This is a genomic window from Butyrivibrio sp. AE2005 (assembly GCF_000686965.1).
GTDB lineage: Bacteria > Bacillota > Clostridia > Lachnospirales > Lachnospiraceae > Butyrivibrio > Butyrivibrio hungatei_A.
This window is the reverse complement of the sequence record NZ_JMMD01000014.1, coordinates 59,090-85,782: the sequence shown is the minus strand read 5'-3', so window position 1 is coordinate 85,782 and position 26,693 is coordinate 59,090. Positions and strand designations below refer to the sequence as shown.

The following is a 26,693-nucleotide window of genomic DNA, read 5'->3' as shown; positions in this document are numbered from 1 at the left end:
TTTATTATAAATTTTTGAGTACCTGTTCTCGTATTTCCGACGGACAGATTATTATATCCGTATAACAATCATCAATATCAATACATTTTTCATCTATGACTATATCAACCATATAATTACAGCACAAAAAATTATCATCCGGCAAAAGAAACGTTGTAATAATATCAGTCATGACCTTAGTATCATAATTATCTGTATCTGCCACTCCTCTCTTTTTGGATGGCGATATATGCATGATATAGCAAATAGAAACTTTTTCTGAGAAGATCCTATATTTCCCGTTTTCAAATTCTTTTAAAAACTGATTGTAATATGTAGCTTTCCACGAATCTATATCATAGTAATACCTTATCTTATTTGAGCTTGAATCAAACTGCTGCTTATGTGGAAGAATCTCTGGAAGGGTTATTTTCAAATATCCTTCCTCTCTAGAAAAAATAAGCTTCTTTCGTTCATCCGTAAGTTTATCCAATCTAATCTGCTTATTACTACGCTTCTCTCCTATTTCAAAAGGAAACGTTTTTATTCTGGTTGATAATCTATCAATCGAAGCTGCCAGATCATAACACTTATCATAAACATCATCTAATGCTTTTTTCTTTAATAGAGCCTCTATTTTCGAAAACATGCTCCTCTGCTTTTGATACATAGACTCTATATATTCAAACTTTTCTATCGCATCATTGAGAGCATAACCTTCTTCCGCTTCCTGCGACTGAGAAGAGGCATATTCTCTTAATTGCTGTTCATCTAATTCGTATATATCAACCATGATTACAACCTTTCTTTGTATACTATACCATCGTTGCTAAAATTTGTCTTGCATATTACATTCTTTAGTAGTAAAGTATAGCTAGATAGTTATCAATTCATAATTATTTTAATAACAGAAAAAACAAGAACAGGCATACCGCATTTGCGGAATGGCTGTATTTTTTTGTTATTATAGATAAATTGCAGACAAGCAAGAAAGGAGACTGATGATTACAAGCGCTTATCATTATAAGCAAAAAACGTTATATAACCGCAGGAAACAGCGACAAGATAACGAACAGATGAACAGATACAACAAGTTTTTCGTTGTAAATCTTGGGACAGGAAGGCAAACAACTGCTATAACTTTATCAAGAGGGCGAATCGCGATTGGAGACGACGTTTGGAGAATGTCAAACAAGTTTGATACATGCGAGTATCCTTATAAGATAGTTAACCGTTCTGAGCTCGACATGTTTTATAAAAAAATATCTCCCGCAAATTATCCGCTTCCTTATTATGAAGAAGTAATCTAAATATAAGCGCAAAAAACAATAATACTCCTCTGCTCTCCTAGGGCTGAGGAGTTTTTTATAAACTTAATTTCAAATCTAGGAGGGTATTAAATGGAAAAGAATGAGAAACACATTTCTTTATCGAAAAATGAGCTTATCCTCATTATGGCAAATGGGGATTCAAGCGACAAATCAACTCAAGCAGCAAGAAGGATATGTATTCAGAAAGGTCTAGACTGGACTGAATATTTAAATCCAAACGTTGCTTGATATTGCAATGGATCCGCATCAAAAAGCTGATTGCTCTTTCGGCAACACAAAAAAATGAATAACAACTTCTCCCCCGCTGCACTGGGAATAAACATCTGAAACTCCCGTGCAGGGGAGTTTCTATTCACGAAAGGGAAATTATATGAGTATTACATACGAAATCGGGATTATGGCAAACAAAAACGTAGCAGATGCACTTGATGAATTCTTTGAAAACGCAGATGCAAAAAGAAACTGGAGCAAATATGAAAAGAAGCAACTTGCTGATGGAAGCACTATGTTTAGAACGTGGACCAATAACCACCCTTCATGGTATGAGATTGGCAAAAAGTTTCTCGCTACTATGCATGAATTTAGCAGTTCAAAAATCGACGACGATGCCTATAGATGCATCATGATCTCAGATGAAGGTTCTTCAAATGAATACAGTAACGATATCGGTCGGATGATCTTTGAAGATTTTAATTCTTCTAAGATCATCAACTACCCGGAATCATTTGAAGCCGCGGACGATATATCAGAAATTGAAACGGCTTTAAAAGCAAGTACTTATGATAAATCATCCGAAGTTATGGCAGTGCTCCTTACGGATTCCAATGTTTCTACCTATAAGACTTTCGAAAATCTTGCAGGAAGATATATATGTGGTAATTCAGACTTTAGGAAGGGAATCGATGTGGCGCTTACTATCCTTTTAGACTATAACCTGAAAGAAGTTGCCAATAAGATCACAACCTAACTGAAAGTCCTATAAAACAGAATTGTTGGATTTCTAAAGCCTACCGCGTAACTGGGAGGCTTAAGATAACGGACGCATCATGTTGTTTTTTGAATGTAAAATAATGTAATAAAAAACTAAAATTATGTTGGAGTCTGTATCTATCGATCATGATACAGGCTCCTTTTTGCGTGCAAGTTCGTAAAAACATTGCTTTTTTCCCTTGCTATCTCACTATCTGTTCGGTAAATAATAACTTGCAATCACTATACTTGTGTAGTATTGTATACTCGTAAAGTCATTAATTATTCTAATTCATTCAATAACAGATAATTCTCATAATATATCACAGACCAACTTGGGCTGTGCTTTTTTATGTTCATTTTTATAAATCCCAAACAAAAAAATATTTTACTTACCGCAAATATGCGGAGAAAGAGGTGTATCTATGTTTTCACTGCTTAATTTTGACAACGTGGAGTTTGCTGGAAAGCTCTCTGCAATGCAAACCATCTTTAATTCTTCTACTCTTTCAGGAAACTATAAGCCCTCAAAGTATGCAGAAAAACGTTTTTTAAGAAATGTCCCGATGAGAACCATGGATGTAATCTATGAAGTTTTAAAAACTTACAAGGGCACTTCTACCTTAGATCGTTATGTCGCTACAACATCACAGAGTGCAATCTCTGAGATGCCACTTGAGGATAAGACACTTATCACTATCCTGAACAAAAAGAAAGATGGCAGTTACTATATAAAACTTGCCACCATAGATGAAAACGACATCCTTATGAAAGCCGACCTCAACGCTAAGACTAAGCAAGGTGTAATGCTTGCACTTATGCCTATTATTCTTTCTGACGAAGAGGCAAAAGACATCTATGACAAAATGTCTACATTTCTTGAATGGGATGTTGACGCTGACGATTGGCTCTTTAACGACCACATTACAGATTTTGGAATTCTCCTTAACCAATTTTCAACGAACATTGAGTCAAGGATTACTTACGGATATGAATGTGGTAATAACGCTATCTCTGTTGATACCACAAAGGTATCAATGGTAAAGCAAGCTGATCTTAAAGTACAAATCTCGCAAGAATATGCCGGAACTGCTAAAAAGTTTTCAAAGAAAGAATCAAAAAGAAAGGCAAAGCAGACTGAAGAAGAGGTCATCGCCAATCTCGAAGGGAAATATACATACAATCCTAACCGCGTTTATACAGACGAAGAAAAGAATCTTATCGCAAAGATCCCCGCTAGCTATGTAATGCCAAAATTTGTGACAGAAATTGCTGAACTATTCAAGGAATCCTCTGCATTTCCTTCTCCTATGCGAGTTGCCTATCTTCTAGGCGCTGCCGGAACAGGAAAAACAGAAGGTGCTAATGCAATCTTTGCATTACTTGGACTCCCCGGAGGTCATTACACCTGCAACCCTAACACAGAGATATTTGACTTTATAGGTCAGGTATTTCCCAATACTGATTCAGATGTAGTCTCATTCTCAGAGATCAGGGAACAGCTCAAGCTTCCAAATACAGATGATATCGTATATGATCCGGAAGGCGCATACGAAACCCTCTATGGAAAGCGGCCAGAGACAATTCCTGAACCTGGAGATCTCATCCTTGAAATGGTTGACAGAGTCATGAAACATATGGCTTCACAAGGCGCAGTGAAAAACTTCACCTACGTAGAAAGCGGTCTTATCAGAGCAGCACGACTTGGTTACGGTTTTGAAATCCAAGAAATCGGTACTGTTTTAAGGCCGGGTGTTGCAGTAGGATTAAATGCTCTTCTTGAGACAGGAGGAAATGCATATATTACTCTTCCAACCGGAGAAGTAATAAAAAAGCATCCAGAAGCAACCTTCATCTTCACATCAAATGATGAATACGAAGGTACATGCAACCTTAACCAATCGGTCCTTGATCGAATGGCAATGGTTTATAGGATTGATAACCCGCCCAAAAAGGCAATGAAAGAAAGAATCATGGCAAGATTATCTTTCCCGGACGAAGCTATCCTCGACAGAATGATAGATGTTATCTACGCAGTGTCAGAAGCTGCAAAGGAAAGAGGTATAAATGACGGTGTGTGCGGATATCGTTCACTTGAAAATTGGTGCATGGCTACCATGATCAAATCGAAACCACTAGGCTATATTTCAGAAAAGCTTGTATATCAAACAGCTATCCAATGCGTTATGAACAAAGCCTCGCAAAAACAAGAGTATGTTGATGAGCTGATGAGTTCTCTCACCGTTCAATTCTCTGCTCCCAATAATATCTAAGCTCTTTAGGAGGGGCTTTAAATGGTAAATCATCTAAATGTATCAATCGGGAATTTTAGAAAAAAGGTTCTTGATAAGAAAAACACTATAGCTGACAAGGTTTTCCTTATCAGCGAAGCTGCAAGGCATTATATAGAAAACATGGTCGAAGCAGTAACAAAAAGATATAACTCTTCTATCCATGTCAAATTAAATTGGGGCTCTCAAGACGATGTTATAGCATATGCAACTGATAGAGATGTTCTATATATGAACGTAAATAATACGTTTGTAACAAGTAGAAACGACAGGGCAATGAAGCTTGTCATAATGAAAGCAATTGCTCTTCACGAATGTGGACATCTTCTATTTACAGACTTTCACATCCTGATCAGCTCAAAAAAAGTCTTTATTGACCAGCGAAAGTTGTTTCCTGCTCCCAAATGCCCAGAGTATAACGAGTGGCAAACAGACGCAGTTCTTATGAATGATATGCAGATTCAGAAATGGTTTAAGATCTGGCATACAGTTCAAAACTCTGTAGAAGACGGATTTATCGAATGGATGATACTTAATATCATCCCCGGAGACGGCAAATGTCTCTTATCTCTTCGTGAGATGCAAAAAGAGAAAGATACTTCCGTTAAACAACAGAGACTGAACGGTCTGAAAACTCCACAAATACTCTTTAACCTCATTCTTATGCTTTCTAAGTACGGAACGGTTAAGATGGATGTTGATGATAAGCAGGATCCTGCCATCGAAGAACTCCTTAAAGATTACGACCTTATTGCTAAGGCAACAAAGGAACAGCGCTCTTATGAGCGGACAAAGCTCATAAACGAACTATTCTGTAAGCTTTATAAGTTCTTTAAAGAAGAAAAGCAGAAAGAAAAACAGTCATATCAAGAAGGATCCGATGAACAAAATGATGATTCGGAAAACAATTCTGACCATGACACACAAAAGAATAACAAATCCAATCGTGATGATAGCGAAACTGGTCCTGATGAACAGGACTCGATTCCTGATCCGTCAAATATCGATATCCCTGATGATTATATCAAAGATAACATCAATACCGGTAAAGGAAGTGTTCTTAACGACAACAATATCGATAAGAGCCTTGAGAGTACTTCAGATGGAGCCAAAAATAATCAGCAAAGGCTTGCTGACATGATGAAGGACGACGCTCCACAAGACGCAAAGATTCCTACACCTGAAGATAAGCGTATGGCTGATTCAATCGCTGAGCATATCGCTCAAGATGAAGTAAAAAAGGAAGCTGAAAAAGCTCTTGCCAAGAACCTCCAAGATGAGGCAAAAAAGATTGATTATTCGAAGTACAATCAAAACGTAGCAACTACTATTGTAAGGAAAGAGCCTTCAGAGGCAGCTTACAAACAGTATGCTATGGATGAAAACGCTATCAAATATGAAGTGAAAAAACTTGTACACGAAATCAAAAATAAAATCAAAGACAGGCAAAATGGCGGAAAGATAAATGGTCTATATCAAGGCAGATATCTTGATAGTCATTCACTTTATCGTTTCGACCAACGCGTTCTTTGTAAAAACGACCTACCTGAAGACATCCCAAACATGGCATTTTCTTTGATGCTAGATGCTTCGGGATCCATGTTAGGTCACAAGGAAACATACGCAAGAAGAACTGCTCTATTACTCTATGAATTCGGCCTTGAACTGAATGTACCTGTAATGGTATATTCACATAATTGCTCAAGCCCTTCAGGGGTAACGATGCAGGCTCTTGCAGACTATGGCTCGGTAGATGGAAAAGACAAATACCGTATCTGTGACTATTCACCCAATGGATGTAACAGAGACGGAGTCGCTCTCCGCTTCTGCTCTAAGAAGCTTTCAGAACGACAAGAAGAAACAAAGATATGCTTTATCATATCTGATGGCCTACCATCTGCTTACAATTCAATGACTGAAGCTTATGCAGATATAAAAGACTGTCTTATTGAGTATTCAAAAAAAGGAGTTAAATATATAACGTGTGGGCTTGGAGGAGATGCTGCAAGGATAAAGGAAATATATCAGCAGAATTTATCTCCCAAGGTGAAGGCTGAATTCCTGGATTGCAGTGATTCTTCAAAACTTCCTATTGAAGTTGTAAGAGCAATAAAGGAGCTAATTAAGTAAAATTATGAGAGAGGTTCGCGCCTCTCTCTTTTTTTGTGCTCACTCCCCTATTTATCATATACAGTGCCACGAGTTCAATATTCTTACTTGCGCTTGGAAAAACAGCATGCTATACTAATCCTGTAGAGTTTTTAATTTATCTATTTATTTTAATAACAGAAATCACATTGAAAGCAGGCATCTTTTATGATGGTTGCTATTTTTGTGCATTAATTTAACGGGCAGCGCCCAGAAAGGAAAAAAATGAATAAAGTTTCATTACTTGGAAGGCTTACAAAGGATCCGGAAATACGTTATAAGCAAGGTGAAAATCAAAAGCATGTTGCACGATTTACACTTGCTGTAGACAGGGGACTTGGCAAAAATGCTAAGGAAGGACAACAAACAACAGATTTCATCCCATGTGAAGCGTGGGCAAATCATTGTATTTTTGCTGAAAAATATCTAAAAAAAGGCTCTCTTATCATCGTCCATGGTCGCATCCAAACCGGAAGTTATACCAATAAAGACGGTAATAAAGTTTTCACAACATCTGTAAATGTGTTGGGATATGATTTTGTCCCAGGTCAAAAAAAAGAGCCGGGAAATACAAACGATATTCCCTCTCCTGCTGGCCTTACATGCGAACCAGACTTTATGTCCGTGCCGGATGATGAAGAGCTGCCCTTCAACTAAATAGTTACCTATAACAAAATTTATCAAGACTATCTTTTATGAAGATAGTCTTTTTTGAACCCTTTTTGGGTACGGCAGAAATGAAAGGCTGCCTTTTCCCCGAAAGGGGAATAAATAGGTGAAAAACATGGATTTTTATCAGAAATTTTTATTAAAGACATTAGGCAATAAGATCAATAAAAAGCTTCAGCCTAATGAGCAAATTGATATAACCAGTGAAGATGAAGTTATGGCAAATATCAATGTTCTTTTAGAAAAGGTAGATAAGATTGAGTTTGGTTCTCCTACTGGAGAATCTTTTTCTTACCTTCCAAAAGAAGATAAGATTGCTATCATGCGGCTCATCTCCGCTACCGCAGCTCTAACATCTAATGTCGAGTGGCTTTTTGCAACAAAGGATGGCTATGTCCCGCGTTCGGACGATCCTTCGGCACGTAGAGTGCTCAGAGCTACTGCTACTCTCTACTATGACAGAAACGACACAAGACCAATCGCAACATATCAGAAGATATATGAATTTGATCGTCTACTCGATGAAGAAGTTGATTACAATGCTGCAACCATTGAACAGCGCTCAAATGCAGAAGGTCTTGTAAGAGGTATCGTTGAAACAAGATGCCTTTCAAAGTTCGGAATCGGAGAATGGTATGACAATTTAGATGATCCTGAAAAGGTGCTTTCCGATATAGATCAGGGAAACGAGCCTATTGCTCAAATTGCTCTGCCCGAGAACATTGTAAACACTGTAACTGAATCACCTCAAGAAGAAATTCCATTTGAGAATGTGCTGACGGATCCTTTATCAATTAGTTTTTCTGTTCCGGCTGATAGCATTACTCCTACTACGTTGAAAAATAATGAAGATGCCTCTAAAAAAACCAACAAAAAAGCAAAAGAAGAAACAAATGTATCTTCCGATAAAGAAGCCTCAGGCTCATCAGAGCCTACATCAACGATGACTTTTTCACTCTCCTTGGAGGAAGCAAAACAGGTAAAGGCAACCATCGGTCTTGCTAAGACCATGGGCCATACACTGGGCAAAATCGCTGCCGATGAGAAAATGAAAGTCACAACTCTTAGATATATTTATGCACATTCACATAATGCAAAGGAAAAAGAAGCAATCAAATTGCTTGCATATTCTGATGCGGAAATAATGAAGTCATTTGAAGGAGCTGGAATTTCTCTTTCATAAATGACAATCTCCTGCCCTTTTGGGCGGGAGAACATTTTTAGAAGGAGAAAAAACCATATGACTAACTGGATTTATTCAATGAAAGATGTCCTTTCCTTACTACAACACGACGGATATATAAGAGAAAATATACCAAACAGCGGAGAATTTCGCTGTTCCTGCCCGTCATGTGGAGGAGGCAAAAAAATAGATAGAAGCTTTTGTGTAGATCTTGATACTGAAACATATCATTGTTTCAAATGCGAATTAAAAGGCAGATTCTCACAAAATCTCTATGCTGAACTTCATAACATGGACAAAATAAGTGCCAAAAAAGAGATCATGTCAAGACTTGGTATTGATACACTGACATCTTTTCCAAAAAACAAGAGATATATCTCTGAACCCGCTACATCTATAATAGATGCCAATGCTGATATCGCTTCCGTTGAAACAAGGGATAAAGTATATAAGACAGTTCTAACACAGCTTTCTCTTTCTGACGAACATAAAAAAGACCTTTTAAAAAGAGGTCTTACAGAAAAAGAAATCTCTGAGCTTGGATATAAGACCTTTCCAGGCAATGATATTTCATCTGCCAGCAATATTATCAATGCTCTATCCACGCAAAAGCTCAGTCCTGAAGGCTGTGCCGGCTTTTATAAAGTCAATGACCTTTGGGCTTGCAAAATTCCAAAAAGAGATATGATAATGGTCAAGTATATGTCTTTTGACAATAAACTGACAGGCTTTCAGATGCGCTGTAACGACGATGACTTAAAAAGATATGACAAAGAGAATCACGTCTTTAAAGGTTTTTATGATGATAAATATCTGTGGTGGTCAACAAAGAAAAAAAAATATGGTTCTAAATCCGCAGGAATGATTCATTATGCATGTGACTTCGAAATAAATACTAACGGAGCGTGGCAGCCAAAAGTATTTGAAGGTAAGTCAGGCGAAAAATATATGTGCATAACAGAGGGCGCAATGAAAGGTGACATAGCACATATAATTTCAGGTAAACCCTTTATATGCATTCCAGGGGTTTCTATCCATAAAGACCTTGAAAAAGACTTACCCAAACTAAAAAAGATCGATGTAACAACATTTATTATATGTTTTGACGCAGATCAGCTCATGAACATCAATGTCTTAAAACAGAATAAAAAACTTTCAGAAATGCTCATGGCTCACGGCTTTAAAGTGAAAAATGGAACTTTATGGAATCTGACATACAAAACTATATTAAATAACTATAAGAAATTCGACCTTTTTTACGACTTTATTTTTACAAGCAAAACGTTAAAGAAGGCAATCGAAGAAAAAAAGCTTAATGATATCTTAGACGAACTTATTTCACTTGGTAGATTAAACATATTTTTCGTCCATTCTGACCGTTTTACAAAAGAAGACAAAGAAAGATACTCTGAGCTCCTAAAACTCGCTAAATCGAAGAATATGAAGTCATGCAAATATGTTCAATATTCAATAAAGTATAAAGGAGTTGACGACTTCTTCGCTGGAACACAAAGAAACGTAAAATATGTCTAAAATGTATAGGGCTTTCTCATCAACTTGAGAAAGTCCTTTTTATTTGCTAACTAAAGGCCTTTATGCTATACTACACATAAATAGTTCTTAATAAATTCTATTTTTTCAATAACTGAAATCTCTGGCATAAAAAGTACAGCCCAAATTGGTCTGTGCTATTTTTATGCTTTCATTTATAAATTTCCCCATTTTATGTGCACGTACAAGGCATCTACCATGGCTTGTTATTTTTAATGCGCATAAAACAAAAAAACAAGTCACTTCAAAAAAGAAAGGAGGCTTATATGCCCTATATTTTCACAATCGGTAAATTACAACCACTTAAAGAAAGATACTCTCCTATCGCAATTGGAGATATCTCGAAGGTATCAAAAAAAGAATGGGAAGAACATTGGCGCCAACACGGCAGTGGATGGAGAAATCCAAGCAAAGATAACATCCAATACCTTGAAAGAGCTTATGGCGGAAGCGATATGTCTATCATAGCTGACATAAGTAACTTCACTCCCAAAATCGAGCTCTGGGCTGCAAAAACCGGCGTTAAAATGGCAATCCAAAAAAAAGAAAAATCAGCCGCATGTAGACGAGGCGATCTATATGAAACTCCAACAGCAAAGAAATACATGCAGATAAGGGGTATGGAAGGCAACAAAGACATAAAGGCTTTCGTCGAGGGTAAAATAATTGACACCGATGGAAACTTTATCAAAGATAAAAACTTCAAAGAAGTCATAAATCCATACTCAATGTATATGTTCCGCGATGGCAGAAGAAACCCTGATGGTTCACTCAAATATCCCTGGGCTCTTGCAAACTGTGATGGTTTTGTTTTCGATCATGGGATAAGCGGCGGTCTTGAGATAAAAACCACTACATTTCTTAATCGAGATGTAATAGAAAATGAGTGGAAACAGGGAATTATCCCTAAATATTATCTCTATCAGATCGTCTACTACATGGGAATACTCAATCTGCAGTTCTGGGATATCATATGCTCTTGGGGACAGGACTATAACGAATGTTCCATAATCAGATTTTACAGAGATTACGAGCTTGAAGATAAGATTTTTAGTATGGTTGAAGAATTTGATGAATACGTTGAACAGGGGATTCAGCCTGATACATCTACATCAAAAGGAGATCAGCTTCTTAAATACTATCTAAAGCTCTTTGGGCCAATACCTGAAGGCTCAAATCCTGTAGAACTCCCCGAAAAGATGCGCGGAACTGTTAATAAGTGCATGGATATCGACGATGAAATATCAAATCTGGAAAAGAAATTAAAAGAAAAGAAACAGGAAAAAGCAAAACTCTGCTCAGAAATATATCCTGTTCTCAAAAACGCTAAGTATGGTCAGTTTAAGCTTGATGACTGCACTACTGTTAATATCAAGATAAAAGTGCCTATGCACCGTCCTGTTCTTGATCTCGAGAGGTTAAAGGCAGAACATCCGGATATTATCATCAAATACCAGACATTTGATTCTACAGCATTTAGAAAGGCAGAAAGCATACTCAATAAAGAATATACTCTACCTGCTGAGGTCAACACTGATAAGCTTCCTGAGTTTACACTTAGCAAATCAATCAAAACAGCGTAAAGGAGGATCCATGGAACAAGAAAGAGTCCATCCTCTTGTTCGCTTCATTGGGGCTGTCCTTCAAAAAGAAGGCAGCCTTTGGCTTGAAGAGGATAATTTAAATAGATGGGCTGAGAAATCAAAAGCAGACATTTCTATGCTGGAAAAACTCTGTAGCATTGGAAAGATAAAAAAGCTCGGGTTTGATGGGCATTTCTATTACACACTCCCAGCAATCCATATTCTTGAAACAGAAGCAGCATATAACGCAATAAGAATTCTTTATTCTGATAGGTTAGGTGAGATTCCTGCTGCAACAATCGATAAAAGGATTGATCGCATAGAAAAAGAAATAGGAATAACTCTCCACCCTGAGCAACGTAAAGCGGTTCATACTATGGTCAATAACGGCTTCTGCGTTATTACTGGTGGCCCCGGCACAGGAAAAACCTGTACTTTAAATGTTGCAATACAAGTTATAGAAGATTTATATCCCGGAATCTGCATCAGATTTACAGCACCCACCGGAAAAGCCGCTGGGCGAATTACTGAAGCTACAAAAAGATATGCAAAAACCATCCAAAGAGAGCTTAAAATCACGTATACAAAGAAAACACCTGACATATTTGAAGGTGATGTTCTTATCATTGATGAAGTCTCAATGCTCGATATGGAAACTGCCGACAATGTTTTTAAAGCTATTCGTGATGGACAGCGTGTAATCCTAATAGGAGATACCGACCAGCTCCCCTCTGTTGGTGCTGGCGCTGTACTAAGGGATCTGCTAGATTCAAATGTTATTCCAAACACAAGGCTAACAAAAACTTTTAGACAAGCTGAAGACTCTGCTCTTTTCGCCAATATCCTGCGCACAAAGAGTGGCAAATATCCTCTTGTTTATGATGAATCAGAATTTGTCATAGAACAAGCTCAAAAAGGTACAAAAGCATTAGAACAGATTGCCGATACCTTTTTCAAAGAAGTTCAAAAAGTCGGCTTAGATAACTGTGTTTGCTTAATTCCATTTCGTAGAAAAGGCATTGTCTGTAGCAATAATCTCAACAATATTCTTCAAAAAAAGATCAATCCATTATCTATTGGAAAAAAATATCTGGTGTCGCAGTTAGACGACAAATCCCGTGTAATGTATATAATTGGTGATCCGGTTATGCAGTTAGTAAACAGAACAGAATGTGCTAACGGAGACGTAGGTAAGATTATCGATATTGAAGGCGATAGGCTGTTTGTCAAATTTAAGGATCCTTCAGGAAAAGATGTGATAATCAAATACTGGAAGTCAGAATTACCTTCACAGCTATCCCTTGCTTACGCAATGAGCATAAACAAATCTCAAGGATCAGAATACAAGACCGTTGTTATGTGCATGACTCTTGAACATAGCATTATGCTTTCAAGAAACATGCTGTACACAGGGATTACCAGAGCAAAAGAAAAAGTTGTATATATACACGAGCCTGAAGCCACAAAAATCGCCATGAAAAACATTGCAATGTACGTTAATGAAAAGACCAACGGGCGTACTACCCTATTTGGCGAAAAGCTTCGCTTCTACTACAAACAATTTGAAAAAGCTCTTATGAGCGCTTAAAAGGAGAAATAATATATGTCACAAAACTCAAGAGAACTATCACTCATTGAAGAACATATGTCGCAAAATGTTATCTTTGAAACTTGGACACAAACATGGGGATTAAGAGTTTATCCCGCTTATGGAATAGACAAGATTAAGTTTGGCTTCATAAAAAAGAATACCAAAGGCAAAGGCTTTGATATATTTATGGATTGTCTTCGAGATGATACTCAGTGCTTTGATAACTGGGCGTACGACATTCTTCATGGACGATTTGAAAGAAATCTTGCAAATGAAAAGCAAGCAGGAGAACAATATCCTAAAACTTACAAATATATCACTGGCAAAAATGGTCAAAAAACTTTAGGTATAATGAACTCAAAAAACGGAGGATATTGCATAAACGTCCCCTTATTAGGAAAAGATGGTAACCCAGTTAAAGAAATTAAAGACAATAAAGAAAAAATAATATATATCAACATTCCCGTTTCATTCCATGGTCTTAGACACCTAGCTGAAAGATATCTTTTAAGCTATAGGGACAGAAAAAATGAATTAGAACAGCTCAGAAAAGAAGCCTCAAAAGCTCGGCATAACTCTGAAGGAACAGATTCTTCTGATTCAGCTCAAGAACCTTCTGCATCAGGCACTACTTCCGTTAATTCATCTGAAAAAGATACTAAAAATAAGAAAGTAAAAAAGCTGCCTACACCGGACACAACTCCAAAACATGTATTAACAAGAAGTATCCTCTCAAAAGACAGCAAAGGCAATTATTCGCTTAAAGCCATCGACAAAGCGAATAACATCCTTGAATTTGTATTCCCTAGAGAGTATTGGGAAAGCAACAAATACGGCAACACAGGTGAAATATTTAAAGAAAAGGCCTCTATTGAGGAAAACATATGGCTCACACTTCACTTTTATGTTTTCAACCAAAAGAAGTATGTAGCTGAAATTGAATTATGTAGTTAAAATTTGTAATTAAAAATTTTAGGCTCCCTCACAGGAAACTGTGTAGGGAGCCTTCGTTATGCTCTTCTAACTTTATTTATCTTTTGTCTTTGTCAAAATGAAGAAGTGTCGTCATCCATTTTCCTTTAATAGCGCTTTTCTTAACGTATGGATCATCCCAGAATCTTGAGTCATATGAGTTTTCTCTATTATCTCCCAAAACAAAATAGCATCCTTTGGGAACAACAAAATCACTTATAGCCGAGTTAGTTTCTACATCCTCTCCAATATATTCTTCATATACAAGTCCGTCATTGATATAAACATACCCATCATAGAATGATACCGTGTCACCGGGAAGCCCTATAACTCTCTTGCAAAGTAATTTATCAAGCTCTTTTGAATAAAAAGAGATTATGTCTCCCCTTTTAGGCGATTTAAAAGCATACGCGATTCCATTAAAGAATCCCCAACTACCAGCTTCAATAGTCGGTTGCATTGATTCAGACGGGCATGTAAAAGGAATAAGAACAAATTTAAAAATCGATACCGCGGCAACAACCACAATGATTAATTCAATACCAAACCTCTGAATATCATTTAACTTCTTGTCAGTTCCATTTTTTTTATTCTTAGCTGGAACAACGGTATTTTTTTCTGTAGGCTTTTCCCTAATACTATCAATCATATTATTGTATGGTCTGTTGCCTGGATTCTTTCTCTTCCAAATAATAAAAACAACACCAACAATAAGTATTACTCCAATAATAATTGGTATAAAAGGAACATCTTTCTTTACTTTGATTAGTCTGATTACCGTCGCAGGATAGACCGTCTCATTACCAGCAAGATCAGTTGCTTTAAATACTACTGAATTATCGCCATCATGAAGCTCATATTCATATTTCCAAACTCCATCACCTGAGACCTTTACTTCCGAATCGTTAATAGTAAATAAATCCTGTCCGGTTACCGTACCTTCAAAAGTAACCTTCTCATTATATGTCTTAGCCCCATCATACTCTCTTTCAAGCTTAAGAACAGGACTCTCACTATCTTTTACTACCTGATATGCTGTCGATCGCATATTTCCTTTTTCATCAATTATATATGTCCGTATCCTGTTCTCGCCCTCATTTACTGGAATCTCATACTCATAAGTTCCAGCATCTTTCATCGGGACATCTTCCACTACCTTGTCATTTACTACAAATTCCAACGCATATTTATCTCTAAGCTCTACTGAGACAGGAATCGTAGTTGTATTAACAAACTCTTTATTCTCATATACTACGCTAGCATTGGGCACACCCATTACATCCAATGTGAACTGAGAAGCTGCATTTTCTATATTTGAACTTGTTGCTGGAACTACTGCTATGGTAATCTGCTTTGTCTGCTTAGGAATCTCACATTCAAAACTATTACCCTTTACGGACTCTTTACTGATTTCAACATTAGTCTGTGTATCTGTAACAGTAACTACAACATTTCCAACGCTCTGATCAGACCACTCGATCTCAATATTGTCATCCTTGAAATACATTTTTAGTCCATTTATATCTTTTGCGACCTTGATATCTTTATCAATAGTATAGCTTGATACATCAATTCCTCTTACTGATACCTTCACTTTTCCAATATCTGTATCATTCTGAGATTCAATATCTTTTGAACTGCCTTCACTTGCCATAGAAGATTCATTATGACTCTCTTCTACCCTGACCTTCCAACTTCCTGCGGTCACATCCTTTACCAACACTTCGGTTGAATCACTACCATCTATGGTCCCTTTATATTCATCCTTTTTCGGAGAAATAACAGTAACATCATAATAGCCATATTTTTCTGTTGTTACCGTAAAAGCACAAGCATCATACGCTTTATCAAGTTCTAATGGTATTTCCTTTGCAAAAACCGTCAGGTATGATGGCATCATAAAAAAAAGAATTAGAATAAATGCACAAGTATTTATTATCTTCTTTATCATATCGATATCCTCTCTTATACAGGTCAGACTATTCCCTTGAAGTTCTTAAAGCTAACTATCTTCCAGCCTCTCTTTTCACACTCCGAAGCATTATCCTTAGACGGACATATAATTGCCTGACCCGTTGCTCCAATGAAAGTAATAAGGCTCTGTACCGGATATACAAATCTATCTTCCCCATATTTTACGATTCGCATATCTTTTTCCTTGCATATTTTTTTTAACTCGGTCCATTGATTTTTATTATCAATTTGAATTGATATTCTCGCACTAAGATATTCTTCTAACATTTTCATCCTCCAACAAAAGTATTTCCATTACTCCCGTATAGTATACTGCGAATTTTATTTTCGTCAATATGATGAATGTAATATTTACACAATTCCGAAAAAAACACGAAAAATACACACTATTTGCATGTTTTATGTTTCATCTGTAACCTTTCTATGAAATTTTATTTCACCTCCACAATTTGTAAAGAGTATATTTGTATGGTATATTGTTTTTGTAATACTACATAATTACAGTTAATTTTTTTATTACCTTGGGAGATTTTATAAGGAAAGGAGAAAGTATTATTCATAAATAATACGTATCATTATATGAAAGATGAAAATATGATTTGTGCACAACACATTGCATATTTACGTAACAAGATAAATTTAAAGCAAGATGAACTTGCTGCTGTAGTTTCTGAAATGACACAAAGAGAAAAGCCTTACACAACCACTATTGTTTCTGCATGGGAAACCGGAAGAAGGACTCCTTCCAGAGAAGCAGCTTCAGCTATGGCTGATCTATTCAATACTTCCGTAGAATACATATTAGGAAAAACAAACGCTATAGACAAAGAAAGCGAAAAAGAAGAAGTTTCCATCTTAGCAAGCAGCAAATTGTCTTTTGATGAGCTTGGCAACTATCATAAGCTGCCTGTTTATGTCGTATTTCCTAAGATGGAATATCCGGATTGCTGGGCTATCGCTGATTGCACAGACAAAAAGGAAGTCTATTTATTAACAACTTACGGCAAAATCTCAGTCACAAGAAACAATATGCCTTATGACATCTATCCAAAGGAGACCGATTTCATCAATGCCAATAGCAAAGAAAAGAGAAATCGCCTTGGAATGATACAGGTAATCGACTCAAAGAAGCCTGTATACATTGAAATGACATCTAATAATGCAGAGATAAGAGCCGCTTATAATGGCTGGTACAGAATCACTCAGGATAAAGCGTTCTTACAAGGAGATACTGGTAAAATACTTCCAATATCAGGATTTGGAAGCGCATATAATTGTTACCATAACAATTAAACTCAATACTAAAAACGATCAAAGAGCAGGAAACTGCTCTTTTTTCTTTTGGTTTGACATATTTGTTCGTTAGAGTATACTATACTTATTATATGAAAGGAGTTATGTTCCATTTTGATGGAAACAATATACTATGTCAGGAAAAAAAATAAGTTGTCCAAAATGCCGCCGATCTTATGATAACAAGATAGAATATTGCCCGTTTTGCGGTTCACAAAACCCACTATTCGAAGCTCACGATGACGAAAAGTCAAACGCTTCTCTTAGTAGAAACTATTCAGATAATACATCATCTACCTACGAGATGTACGATGACCAGGAATACTATGATGAGGCTACAGATAACAGGGAACAGTATGAGGAAGACCGATACGAAGAATATAACGAATCCCCAGAAGATACAGCATTCTCAAGTAGTAGCGAACCTGAAACAAACACCTCAGAATTATCAACATCTGCAAGCAGAGACAAAATACATTGGACCGATGAAGTACATGAAGACACATCTAACCATGAGCCCATGTATGATTCGAACGGTGAATATAATCCAAACTATGACCATTACTACGACGATAAAGAAGCAAAGATTGACAGCGCTCTTGAAAGCTTATCAAACGGCAAAGAAAAAGCCATATTAAAAATCTTGTTCGGTATCGCTGCAATTATCGGCGTCATCGTTTATTTGATTCTTACACTATATTGAGGTAAAAGATGAAACACGAAGAAAAAAAATTATCTTTATCTGACCATCCGAGCTTTGTTCAGATTGGATTCTACAAATATGTATTAGGTTGCATTTTGATACTTCTGTCCACATTTGCAGCATGTATCAGCATGAAAAACATAATGATTCTCTTATTAGGTGGAATAAGCAGTACTGCTGTAACTGGCATCACATTACATCTTTATTACATACTTACGAGGGATAAAGCTTTAATTCTTGATGCAGTCTGCATAGACATAAAGAATTTCAACCTACCTCTATCAAAGCGTGTCAACGCCGGAAAACTATTATTAAAAGCCACCGATACAAATAATGACAGGACATACTCTCTTATCAATAAAAACTCATACAACTGTAATATAGGCGATAATATTACGATCTACACCACAAAAAATGCACTTTTTGTTGATGGCAACGAGTATGTAGTAATAAATACTCCGCTGTTTGTAAAAGTTTCTAAATCAAGATTATAAAAAAATCATCTTGCATAAGCGGAACCCGTGTGGTATTGTATACACATCAAGTAATAATTCATATAATTCTTTAAATAACAGTCAAACAGATATATTTAACACAGCCCAAATTGGACTGTGTTTTTTGTATATGTCTAATTATTCCCCCATATGAAACTTAATTTAATACATTCACCGCATGTGAAGAAAGGAGCTTTTATGAGCACTGAATCACGTCAGAAAACGAATGCCCCTAATTCCATTTACTCAAAAGAACTTGAGAAAAAATTCGAGCTTTTAAATGATTTTGAAATCAAAAAAGAAAATATTCCAAATGGTTATTTTGCTAATCTCAGGTCTCAAAGAGACCTTGATCTTCGTGCAAAAGAACTTATCTGGAAAAAAATAAGAATGATCTAAAAAAGGAGAAAAATTATGAGATTAAAAGATTTTGGCGAATTAAAATTCAAAGAAGAAAATGAAATGCTAGACTTTTTTAAACGCCAGGAACAGACTGATGACTGGAGAGAAGTAATAACCAATGAAATCACTGCTCTCCCATCTGAAAATGTCGATCCAAGTTTTATAAGACTTGGAGTAGTCCCAGTAAAATACAAAGGTACAGATTTTACTGGTCATATCGCAGATAATGTCACCGACGACGACATCAGAGAGTCATCAGAAAATCCCAAGCTGATGGTAGCCTTCCCCGATGATTCAGAAATGGTTGTGTTTCCTATGCGTTACACAGCATTTTCTGGTATTCAGGCAAGAGCAGGTATTAGCGGAAGAGCAATCTCACGGCTTGATGGTTGCGGTCAGCAAAACGAAATGTCTGCTGAAAACCGTGCCCTGTGTATAAACATGGGACTGGAGCTTAACAAAAATAAAACAAAGATATTGGTAAGACAAAACAATCCTTATAACGCCTTGGATGGTGTAAAGGTAACTGCCCTTATGAGTGGCGACGATAATGATTACTCCATTCTTGAGCAGTACCGCCTAATCAAAGCACTAAAAAAAGAACTTGCAAGCACCTACAGCAGCTCTGAATATTCATCAGCTTCCACCTCGTATGAGATATCAGCTATTTCATATGACCTAAATGATGATTCTCTAAAGGCAAGAATTTCAAATACACTAAGAGGATTTGGACAAGACATTGCACCGCAAGACGTGAAAGTCACAATAAGACTTACAACCTCCGATGTTGGATTATGTCAGGCTCGGCTTACGCCGATTGTTCTTATAAAAGGCGTGCCGGTTCCAATAGGTTCGATCCGTGAAGTAAAGCATCAGAACAAAGCTACAATAGCCAAGTTCTGTGATGAAGCTCACATGTTGCTAAAAAACTTCCAAGATAACTTATCTTCGTTTGAGGCTCTTGGAAAAATCAAGATAACTAACCCTTCAGAATGCTTTAAGCGAGTATATGAAAAGCTAAAGCTTTCTGGATATAAAGATCAGCTTGAAAGCATGTTAGAACGAATTGAATCCGAACATGCGCTTAGCTGTACTGGTTATGACATTTACTGGTACTTTTGTGAAATGTTATATCTTAAAGAAGCCGGAAATGTAAGTGACGATAACAGGTCAGATATCTACAAGAACATTAAGAATCAAGAAGTTATTACTGGCATATTTAGAATGAATCTTTCTGATTATGATTATTAAAAAAAAGACCCTAACCACACAAACTTGTGATTAGGGCCTTTTGCTATTCAACAATTTATTTCAGCTTTTTAAGTATATCAGTCAACTGCTCTCTTGCCTGCTTCTTTACATCTTTACTCAAGATAAATTCACCCGAAAGAAGATTATTGATGTTTCTGATCATCACAGTAAGCTGCATATCAATAACTTTTGCTTTTGCAAGCTCTTCATCATACATACTTCCTGCACTATTTATAACCATATCCTCGTAAGATTGAATCTCTGGCTTCTCCGAAGCATCTGGCACCTCAGGAGCAACAGGCGCCTCTTCTGTTTCATTCTCCTCTTCTATCATCTCACTAAAACGCTTCTTAACCTGTTCTGAAGTAGGCTTCTCTGGTTTTGAAGGCATCTGAGTTCCCATTACCTTTGCGACATTCTGTTCAACTACGATATTTGAAGCAGAGAGAAATACATTATCATCATTGTTATATATCTCTTTCAATGCATCATAAACTTTCATCTGATCTTCAGAATCGAGCTTTGTAAGCGACATCAAATTCGTATATGGGACATTCTCATCATCCGCATACTTCTGAAGTTCAGGTGCAAGATTTAAAAGCTGAAGATATCTCTTTACACCTGTATGTGAAATATTAAATACTCTTGCAAGTTCTTTTGTTTTCTCACCCTTAAAATCATAGAGAACTTTTTCCCTGTAATATGCCAAAGCCTTAGCAAGCTTAAGCGCTGTCATTTTTCTGTTTAAGATATTACTCTTAATAAGCTTTTTGGACTTAGTCTTGTCATCAACATTCTCAGAAACAATAGCCGGGATAGTCTTATGTCCAAGCTTCTTTGAAGCAAGAAATCTTCTGTGGCCTGAGCTAATCTCATATCTTCCATTATCAAGCGCATATACTTCTATAGCACCTGAGAATCCGTCCTCTCCTATCGTCTCAGCCATATAATCAATATCATCGTGACCAAAAATTGATTCATTATCAGGATTAAGGTCGATAAGGTTAACATCTATATCTCTCTTCTTATTATTCATATCTTCAGAAGAATTCTTCATTACCTTAGTGACCATTTTTGAGTTCTTTTTAAAATCTAATCCCATTATTATTCTCCTTCTATTTCAACCTCATCGCCAATTCTATCAAGAATCTCTGCGACAAGTTTATTGTATTCTCTTGCGCATCTCTGTCTTGGCTTGTAGTAATGTATAGGTAATCCCATTTCATACGCATTAGGGATATCAGAAATATCAGAAATATACTGCTGGAACACCATGTCTTTATCGATTTCGCCATCTTCAAGCCAAATCTCTTTATACTGCTTCTCAAGCACTCTAACTTTTCTGAGCTTATTTACAAATATACCAAGAAGTTTAATGTTTACATTGAATCCATTCTCTTTCATCCTGTCAATAGCCTTATATACCATGTTATATCCATTAACAGAATCACGTCCTGAGTTTACAGGAACAAGAACATAATTAGATGCGCACAAAGCAAGCGTTGTCATATCGTTAAGCGCAGGCGGGCAATCTATGATTACATAATCATATTCATCTTCAAATTCCTTCAGGTACGATTTAAGAACAAAGACATCTTCAATCTCTATAAACTCTGTTTCTTCAGACCCAGCAATTAAAGATATTTTCGTGTCGATTAATTTACTTTCTGGCTCTCCGGTCACTTTATTTTTAAAATCTTTATCAACCCTGACTTTATGTATTACAGACCTATCATGTTTAGTAACTACATCAATAATATCGCCCTCAAGCGATGAATCTTCGTAGTTAGACTCACAAAAAGTCATTGCGGTTGTAAGATTGACCTGATCATCGCAGTCAATTAGAAGGACTCTCTTTTTGTACTTCTTCGCCAAGCAACCAGCGAGATTTACACAAGTAGTCGTCTTTCCAACGCCGCCTTTTCTGTTATAAACAGTGATTGTTACCATCGCGACCTCCCAACAAAATTTATAATATAATTATATTGTAGACAAGGGTTCTGTCAATACAGCCCAAATTGGACTGTCTCATAATAAGCATTAAAACTTTAACTTTATAAGGTGGAAAATTTAATTTCTATTGACTTTCACTTGAACAGTATACTATACTCTGAGTAGATTGTAAAAAACAAGGAGGGAAAAATAGAAATGTTTATTCTTGGAATCGATGTCGGAAATTACGATACTAAGTCACAGCACACAACATTGCCCAGCGGCTTTGAAGGCCCGACTCCGGAAAAACCTCTTTTTGCAAAAGAATATCTTGAATTAAACGGTAAGTACTACATCCCTACTGTAGAAAGATTTGCTTATGAAAAAGATAAAACCCGCTCAGAGAGATGTCTAATTCTTACTCTATTTTCAATTGCTAAAGAGATCCACCGCGCAGTAACTAAAGCAAAAAATGATCTATCACATGAAGATGTCCAGAGGTTGATCAACAACGTAAAAGAAATTGCTCTTGGAGTTGGATTACCACCTACACATTACACAAGAGCTCGAATTGATGAGATGACCACTTACTACAAAAAGCATCTGGGAAACGGAATCCAGTTTGTATGGAATGATTATGACTTCAACATATATATGAAGACTTGCAGGGTTTACCCCCAGGGAGGATCAGCTGCATCAGAACCTGAAAATACTTTCAGGACTAAATATTCAACGTATTATGTAGTCGATATTGGTGGTTACACTGTTGATATTATTAAATTTAAAGACGGACAGGTCGATGGAAAATGGGATTCAAAAGAAGAAGGTGTCCTTATAATGTTCGATGACATCATAAACAAAGTACAGATGAATTATGACACCACATTGGACAACACACTTATCGAAGACATCCTAAACGGAAAAGAAACAATCCTAGCTGATGATGTTCTTACATTCATTAAAGAGAATGTTCAAAAACATTCCGATACGATAATTGATATCGCAAGACAGGTTGGCGTGGAATTTAAAGCCTATCCTGTTCTATTTGGCGGTGGCGGTTCTTTACTATTGAAAGATTTTATTTTCAAAAATAACCTCATAAACCAAAAGGCAACAATTGTTCTGCCAGACGCCTGTGCAAACGCAAAGGGATATGCAAGGTTATTGAAACAAGAGTTACATGCTTGTTAAAGGCAATCTGTTATGAAGAAATCTTTAAAGACACTATCGTTTGACCGCCAAATAAAAGAACAAAACTTAGCCTTTATTTTTTTAGAAAAGATCAGATATAAGCAGACTCGTTTTATAACTAAGCTCGTCATGGACTTTATTGAAAGTACTGGTATCGACATAAACAACTACGATGAAGTGATCAGGAAATGCCAATCATATATAGAAGGAAATGAGGCTATATCATTAAGTTCCATAGATAATCACAATGATATAAAAACCATCCTTTCCATTGTTGAAGAAATAAACAAAAAGATATCATCTGAGAATATTTCAAATAATTCGACAGTCCAAATTGGACTGTCAAAAAATTTTCAAAATCCACCTGATCCTCACCAAAATTTTATTTCCAATCTTAATACTGAAACAATTGAAGAACCCGATGACAATTTGGGAGATATGTTATCAAGTTTTAGAACGATGGCAAACAGCTAAATATACTTGATTTATACTTTTAAGCATACTATACTATAGCAGTATAGAAGGAGGAAAACACATGTCAAAATTAAAATCATTTCAGTTAAGGGCATCAAGATTTCTTTATGAGCACAGAGGAATCTTTGTGATGCTATTTATCTTGTTCCTTTGTTTTGACGGAACAGTCTCTCTACATGCCACAACAGACGTTGGTCAGGCAATTGATAATGGTGCCACAAACCTACTTCAGGAAGTAGAACAGGTTTATTGCGGTTCCTTAGCTTTTCTAATTTTTGGAATATCATTAGCAGTATTTTTTATCTCAAAAAATGATAAAGCTAAACATGCCGCCTTAATGGCAGCCATTGGTGCAGTAATCACCTACATTGTTCTAAAAGTTCTAGCATCTGGCGAAGGCGGTGCCATTGGAAAGACAATGGACGAAATGACTGAGTGGGTACAATAACTACACAAATAACCATAAATTAAGCTCGTCTTTAAAAAGGCGAGCTTTTTTCAAAAAAGGAATGACTATGAATATAACATCTTTAAAAAATCACAGATCACAATATATAAGATTTTTATTAATACCACTACTTATAATTATGATCGCATTTGGCAGTAGCACATTTATTTATTCTGCCGCTATCAATAATCCGATAAGCAATAACAGCGAGCTTGTCACTCCCGCCATTGATGGTGTTACCGATCTTCTCATTACATACCTTAGTAAAGGGTTATCTTTTATAATCGATGAATCTACTGATCAGTTCAGCCCCGTCCCTAAAACAGACTTATTTTTTGAACAAACTTCAACAGGTTCTGCGGATAACAATTTTTTTGATTTTTTCTATTATCTTGGGTATTTCTTGACATTTACTGTTTTTGCAATATCAATGTTTACAGTTGCATTATCAGGTTTTTTCGATAACAAAAACAGAGTGGTAGAACTACTTGTAAGATTGCCTGTAGCGTGTGTTCTGATTGTGCTTTCAAGAGATATTTTATCTGTTATAGATTCTGCTTTCCAAACAGTATGGGATCAGATAAAAGCTGTTAAAGACTATCAGCCTGGTGGAAACGACCTAGATCTTTTAACCAACACATTTATTGGAACTGTAACAAAAGACTTTATTCCTGGAGTACGCCTTATTATACTGGTTCTAATGATTGCTTTTATTATTGAGTTCATTAAATTTTTGCTTGAGATAATGGAACGCTTCATTGTTGTAAAAATTTTATTTTTAACAGCTCCTACTGCAAATGGTCTAGTAGTTAGTAGAACAACCTCTAGTATAATGCTTAATTTCTACAGAATGTATTTTTCCCAGCTCCTACTTTTACTATTTAATAGATTTTTCTCATTCCTACTCTGCGCTATGATTGCAACAACACTAGTCGTAGATACATTTAATATTATTTCTTGGCTATTTTTAATTGCAACATGCAAAGCAGCTCAAAGAATCGATTCCTACATGAAAGCTATGGGTCTGACTGTTGCGCAGACAGGAAGTGCACTTTTAGATTCAATAATGGGAGCTGTTAACACAATTGGAAAAGGCTATAGCTTTGCCAAAGAAAGGGCAGGATTTGTTGGCGCTAAACAGATGGCTGAAGGTGTTGCAACTGGAAATTACGGATTATACAAAGCAGGAGCATCAAAGAAAGACTTTTCTAAGGACGGATTTGCTGCGAATGTTGCTCCAAAGTCAGAAGCTGCAACTCTTAAATCATTTGCAGATGCAGGTGGAGGTATAAACACAAAAACAGTTGGAACTGGCAAAGATAAAGAAGCTTTGAAAAAAGCAATGATTGATTCTTATAACAGGGGTAATTATGCTACGCTTACATCATTTGACACTTCCGCGCAAACAGAGGCTGCAAGAAAAATCCTAGCTGGCCCTGGAGAAGAAGATGCATTTAGAAAAGCCACTGGATTTAATTCGGAAGATATTGATTCAGCACACTTTGATTCCAATGGAAATATAGAAGGAACAATAAAAACAGGCAAAGGAAAGGGTCAAATTTCAACATTTAAAGTATCTTCAAATGAGCTAAAAGGTAGGGCTGGCACGATCACTACTTCTGACGATCAGGTTAGAAACATACAGACAAGCGGTGATATTTCAAGAATGCCCGCATGTGGCTCATATGAACACTCAGAAGGTGGAAAATCTAATCTTTCAACAATGTCAGGTCTTGACCTTGATGACGAAAGACTATCAGAGCTTGGCGCTTCCACTTACATGATAGACAGAGACGATAATACGCTCTATGTAGGTGATAAAGAAGGAAATGTAGTCTATGCAAGAGGTTTGGAAACAGGAAACGAGATGTTCTCTGGCTTTGAAAAGCCATATACTGACAAAGATGGGAACACTATTACTACAACCCCCGATATCAGTGAAAATGACTTTAGCTTTAATCAAAAATTCGAAGAGTATGCTCCTAACGGCGTAAACAGAATACTGCCTCGTGAAGATAGAAATACTGTACAGGTATACACCAACCCAAAAACACCGGGAGGTTCAGGCGATTCAATATGGATTAGTGGCACCAGAGGAAAAATAGAAACAATATCCAATGATTCTGATAATCCGCTGTATAAATACTCTACAAAGAGCAAGCTTAACTTAAACGACAAAAACATGAAGTTAATCGACAACCGCGAAAAAGGTACATATGCGATATATGGAAGAGACGAACATCGTAGAAAGATAAAGGTTTAAT

25 protein-coding genes are annotated in these 26,693 nt (G+C 36.5%); 20 read left to right on the top strand and 5 right to left on the bottom strand.

Annotation, left to right across the window (positions count from 1 at the left end):
- Positions 1-4 precede the first annotated feature (4 nt).
- Positions 5-772 (bottom strand): hypothetical protein, encoded by a 768-nt coding sequence (locus DL92_RS0110440; protein ID WP_026667656.1) that lies wholly within the window; start codon positions 770-772, stop codon positions 5-7.
- Positions 773-1,055: 283 nt separating this feature from the next.
- Between DL92_RS0110440 and DL92_RS0110435 the strand changes: the two genes are divergently transcribed.
- The 11 genes from DL92_RS0110435 (at position 1,056) to DL92_RS0110385 (ending at position 14,249) form a co-directional block, all read left to right on the top strand.
- Complete coding sequence (locus DL92_RS0110435; protein WP_155841117.1) at positions 1,056-1,289, top strand: hypothetical protein; 234 nt, start codon at positions 1,056-1,058, stop codon at positions 1,287-1,289.
- A gap of 90 nt (positions 1,290-1,379) precedes the next feature.
- Positions 1,380-1,538 carry a hypothetical protein gene (locus tag DL92_RS21065; RefSeq protein ID WP_155841115.1) on the top strand — a complete coding sequence of 53 codons (159 nt, stop codon included), beginning with the start codon at positions 1,380-1,382 and terminating at the stop codon, positions 1,536-1,538.
- A gap of 142 nt (positions 1,539-1,680) precedes the next feature.
- The gene (locus DL92_RS0110425) at positions 1,681-2,277 is read left to right on the top strand and encodes a hypothetical protein (RefSeq protein ID WP_026667654.1); all 597 of its coding nucleotides are present in this window, start codon (positions 1,681-1,683) and stop codon (positions 2,275-2,277) included.
- A 427-nt stretch (positions 2,278-2,704) separates the two neighbouring features.
- Positions 2,705-4,552, top strand: a complete 1,848-nt coding sequence (locus DL92_RS0110420; RefSeq protein ID WP_026667653.1) for a MoxR family ATPase — start codon at positions 2,705-2,707, stop codon at positions 4,550-4,552.
- Positions 4,553-4,573: 21 nt separating this feature from the next.
- Positions 4,574-6,700 (top strand): hypothetical protein, encoded by a 2,127-nt coding sequence (locus DL92_RS0110415; RefSeq protein WP_026667652.1) that lies wholly within the window; start codon positions 4,574-4,576, stop codon positions 6,698-6,700.
- Between the two features lie 243 nt (positions 6,701-6,943).
- Positions 6,944-7,375, top strand: a complete 432-nt coding sequence (locus tag DL92_RS0110410) for a single-stranded DNA-binding protein (RefSeq protein ID WP_026667651.1) — start codon at positions 6,944-6,946, stop codon at positions 7,373-7,375.
- A 118-nt stretch (positions 7,376-7,493) separates the two neighbouring features.
- Positions 7,494-8,570 carry a hypothetical protein gene (locus tag DL92_RS0110405; protein WP_026667650.1) on the top strand — a complete coding sequence of 359 codons (1,077 nt, stop codon included), beginning with the start codon at positions 7,494-7,496 and terminating at the stop codon, positions 8,568-8,570.
- A gap of 57 nt (positions 8,571-8,627) precedes the next feature.
- A complete protein-coding gene (locus tag DL92_RS0110400) occupies positions 8,628-10,103 on the top strand; it encodes a toprim domain-containing protein (protein ID WP_026667649.1) in 1,476 nt (491 codons plus the stop codon).
- Between the two features lie 284 nt (positions 10,104-10,387).
- Positions 10,388-11,704 carry a YqaJ viral recombinase family protein gene (locus DL92_RS0110395; protein ID WP_026667648.1) on the top strand — a complete coding sequence of 439 codons (1,317 nt, stop codon included), beginning with the start codon at positions 10,388-10,390 and terminating at the stop codon, positions 11,702-11,704.
- A 10-nt stretch (positions 11,705-11,714) separates the two neighbouring features.
- Positions 11,715-13,292, top strand: coding sequence for an ATP-dependent DNA helicase (locus DL92_RS0110390; protein ID WP_026667647.1), 1,578 nt, complete (start codon positions 11,715-11,717; stop codon positions 13,290-13,292).
- A 15-nt stretch (positions 13,293-13,307) separates the two neighbouring features.
- Positions 13,308-14,249 (top strand): hypothetical protein, encoded by a 942-nt coding sequence (locus DL92_RS0110385; RefSeq protein WP_026667646.1) that lies wholly within the window; start codon positions 13,308-13,310, stop codon positions 14,247-14,249.
- Positions 14,250-14,325: 76 nt separating this feature from the next.
- On the opposite strand, the gene lepB is transcribed toward DL92_RS0110385, so the two are convergent.
- Positions 14,326-16,218 carry a signal peptidase I gene (lepB, locus tag DL92_RS20730; protein WP_081816881.1) on the bottom strand — a complete coding sequence of 631 codons (1,893 nt, stop codon included), beginning with the start codon at positions 16,216-16,218 and terminating at the stop codon, positions 14,326-14,328.
- 23 nt (positions 16,219-16,241) lie between these two features.
- On the bottom strand, positions 16,242-16,508 hold the full coding sequence (locus DL92_RS0110375; protein ID WP_026667645.1) for a hypothetical protein: 267 nt from the start codon (positions 16,506-16,508) through the stop codon (positions 16,242-16,244).
- A 327-nt stretch (positions 16,509-16,835) separates the two neighbouring features.
- Here DL92_RS0110375 and DL92_RS18970 point away from each other — a divergent pair, with 327 nt between their 5' ends.
- The 5 genes from DL92_RS18970 (at position 16,836) to DL92_RS0110350 (ending at position 20,384) form a co-directional block, all read left to right on the top strand.
- Entirely contained in the window at positions 16,836-17,534 is a 699-nt protein-coding gene (locus DL92_RS18970) for a helix-turn-helix transcriptional regulator (protein ID WP_197027254.1), read from the top strand.
- Between the two features lie 133 nt (positions 17,535-17,667).
- Positions 17,668-18,237: a zinc ribbon domain-containing protein gene (locus tag DL92_RS0110365; RefSeq protein ID WP_026667644.1), complete on the top strand. Its 570-nt coding sequence runs from the start codon at positions 17,668-17,670 to the stop codon at positions 18,235-18,237.
- Positions 18,238-18,245: 8 nt separating this feature from the next.
- The gene (locus DL92_RS0110360) at positions 18,246-18,731 is read left to right on the top strand and encodes a hypothetical protein (protein ID WP_026667643.1); all 486 of its coding nucleotides are present in this window, start codon (positions 18,246-18,248) and stop codon (positions 18,729-18,731) included.
- Positions 18,732-18,929: 198 nt separating this feature from the next.
- Positions 18,930-19,130 carry a hypothetical protein gene (locus tag DL92_RS0110355; RefSeq protein WP_026667642.1) on the top strand — a complete coding sequence of 67 codons (201 nt, stop codon included), beginning with the start codon at positions 18,930-18,932 and terminating at the stop codon, positions 19,128-19,130.
- 15 nt (positions 19,131-19,145) lie between these two features.
- Positions 19,146-20,384 carry a hypothetical protein gene (locus tag DL92_RS0110350; RefSeq protein WP_026667641.1) on the top strand — a complete coding sequence of 413 codons (1,239 nt, stop codon included), beginning with the start codon at positions 19,146-19,148 and terminating at the stop codon, positions 20,382-20,384.
- A gap of 55 nt (positions 20,385-20,439) precedes the next feature.
- On the opposite strand, the gene DL92_RS0110345 is transcribed toward DL92_RS0110350, so the two are convergent.
- Both DL92_RS0110345 and DL92_RS0110340 read right to left on the bottom strand, forming a co-directional pair.
- Positions 20,440-21,486, bottom strand: coding sequence for a ParB/RepB/Spo0J family partition protein (locus DL92_RS0110345; protein WP_026667640.1), 1,047 nt, complete (start codon positions 21,484-21,486; stop codon positions 20,440-20,442).
- Positions 21,487-21,488: 2 nt separating this feature from the next.
- Positions 21,489-22,334, bottom strand: coding sequence for a ParA family protein (locus DL92_RS0110340; protein ID WP_026667639.1), 846 nt, complete (start codon positions 22,332-22,334; stop codon positions 21,489-21,491).
- Between the two features lie 198 nt (positions 22,335-22,532).
- Between DL92_RS0110340 and DL92_RS0110335 the strand changes: the two genes are divergently transcribed.
- From DL92_RS0110335 to DL92_RS0110320, 4 genes are all read left to right on the top strand, one after another.
- Positions 22,533-23,507, top strand: a complete 975-nt coding sequence (locus DL92_RS0110335; RefSeq protein ID WP_026667638.1) for a ParM/StbA family protein — start codon at positions 22,533-22,535, stop codon at positions 23,505-23,507.
- 12 nt (positions 23,508-23,519) lie between these two features.
- Positions 23,520-23,981, top strand: coding sequence for a hypothetical protein (locus DL92_RS0110330; protein ID WP_026667637.1), 462 nt, complete (start codon positions 23,520-23,522; stop codon positions 23,979-23,981).
- 61 nt (positions 23,982-24,042) lie between these two features.
- Positions 24,043-24,429 (top strand): hypothetical protein, encoded by a 387-nt coding sequence (locus tag DL92_RS0110325; protein WP_026667636.1) that lies wholly within the window; start codon positions 24,043-24,045, stop codon positions 24,427-24,429.
- 67 nt (positions 24,430-24,496) lie between these two features.
- Positions 24,497-26,692, top strand: coding sequence for a hypothetical protein (locus DL92_RS0110320; RefSeq protein ID WP_155841113.1), 2,196 nt, complete (start codon positions 24,497-24,499; stop codon positions 26,690-26,692).
- Position 26,693: the final 1 nt, after the last annotated feature.

Excerpts from the sequence above, each read along its gene's own strand:
- DL92_RS0110440 (WP_026667656.1), bottom strand. The coding sequence starts at position 772 with ATGGTTGATATATACGAATTAGATGAACAGCAATTAAGAGAATATGCC.
- DL92_RS0110435 (WP_155841117.1), top strand. The coding sequence starts at position 1,056 with ATGAACAGATACAACAAGTTTTTCGTTGTAAATCTTGGGACAGGAAGG.
- DL92_RS21065 (WP_155841115.1), top strand. The coding sequence starts at position 1,380 with ATGGAAAAGAATGAGAAACACATTTCTTTATCGAAAAATGAGCTTATC.
- DL92_RS0110425 (WP_026667654.1), top strand. The coding sequence starts at position 1,681 with ATGAGTATTACATACGAAATCGGGATTATGGCAAACAAAAACGTAGCA.
- DL92_RS0110420 (WP_026667653.1), top strand. The coding sequence starts at position 2,705 with ATGTTTTCACTGCTTAATTTTGACAACGTGGAGTTTGCTGGAAAGCTC.
- DL92_RS0110415 (WP_026667652.1), top strand. The coding sequence starts at position 4,574 with ATGGTAAATCATCTAAATGTATCAATCGGGAATTTTAGAAAAAAGGTT.
- DL92_RS0110410 (WP_026667651.1), top strand. The coding sequence starts at position 6,944 with ATGAATAAAGTTTCATTACTTGGAAGGCTTACAAAGGATCCGGAAATA.
- DL92_RS0110400 (WP_026667649.1), top strand. The coding sequence starts at position 8,628 with ATGACTAACTGGATTTATTCAATGAAAGATGTCCTTTCCTTACTACAA.
- DL92_RS0110395 (WP_026667648.1), top strand. The coding sequence starts at position 10,388 with ATGCCCTATATTTTCACAATCGGTAAATTACAACCACTTAAAGAAAGA.
- DL92_RS0110390 (WP_026667647.1), top strand. The coding sequence starts at position 11,715 with ATGGAACAAGAAAGAGTCCATCCTCTTGTTCGCTTCATTGGGGCTGTC.
- DL92_RS0110385 (WP_026667646.1), top strand. The coding sequence starts at position 13,308 with ATGTCACAAAACTCAAGAGAACTATCACTCATTGAAGAACATATGTCG.
- lepB (WP_081816881.1), bottom strand. The coding sequence starts at position 16,218 with ATGATAAAGAAGATAATAAATACTTGTGCATTTATTCTAATTCTTTTT.
- DL92_RS0110375 (WP_026667645.1), bottom strand. The coding sequence starts at position 16,508 with ATGTTAGAAGAATATCTTAGTGCGAGAATATCAATTCAAATTGATAAT.
- DL92_RS18970 (WP_197027254.1), top strand. The coding sequence starts at position 16,836 with ATGATTTGTGCACAACACATTGCATATTTACGTAACAAGATAAATTTA.
- DL92_RS0110365 (WP_026667644.1), top strand. The coding sequence starts at position 17,668 with ATGTCAGGAAAAAAAATAAGTTGTCCAAAATGCCGCCGATCTTATGAT.
- DL92_RS0110360 (WP_026667643.1), top strand. The coding sequence starts at position 18,246 with ATGAAACACGAAGAAAAAAAATTATCTTTATCTGACCATCCGAGCTTT.
- DL92_RS0110355 (WP_026667642.1), top strand. The coding sequence starts at position 18,930 with ATGAGCACTGAATCACGTCAGAAAACGAATGCCCCTAATTCCATTTAC.
- DL92_RS0110350 (WP_026667641.1), top strand. The coding sequence starts at position 19,146 with ATGAGATTAAAAGATTTTGGCGAATTAAAATTCAAAGAAGAAAATGAA.
- DL92_RS0110345 (WP_026667640.1), bottom strand. The coding sequence starts at position 21,486 with ATGGGATTAGATTTTAAAAAGAACTCAAAAATGGTCACTAAGGTAATG.
- DL92_RS0110340 (WP_026667639.1), bottom strand. The coding sequence starts at position 22,334 with ATGGTAACAATCACTGTTTATAACAGAAAAGGCGGCGTTGGAAAGACG.
- DL92_RS0110335 (WP_026667638.1), top strand. The coding sequence starts at position 22,533 with ATGTTTATTCTTGGAATCGATGTCGGAAATTACGATACTAAGTCACAG.
- DL92_RS0110330 (WP_026667637.1), top strand. The coding sequence starts at position 23,520 with ATGAAGAAATCTTTAAAGACACTATCGTTTGACCGCCAAATAAAAGAA.
- DL92_RS0110325 (WP_026667636.1), top strand. The coding sequence starts at position 24,043 with ATGTCAAAATTAAAATCATTTCAGTTAAGGGCATCAAGATTTCTTTAT.
- DL92_RS0110320 (WP_155841113.1), top strand. The coding sequence starts at position 24,497 with ATGAATATAACATCTTTAAAAAATCACAGATCACAATATATAAGATTT.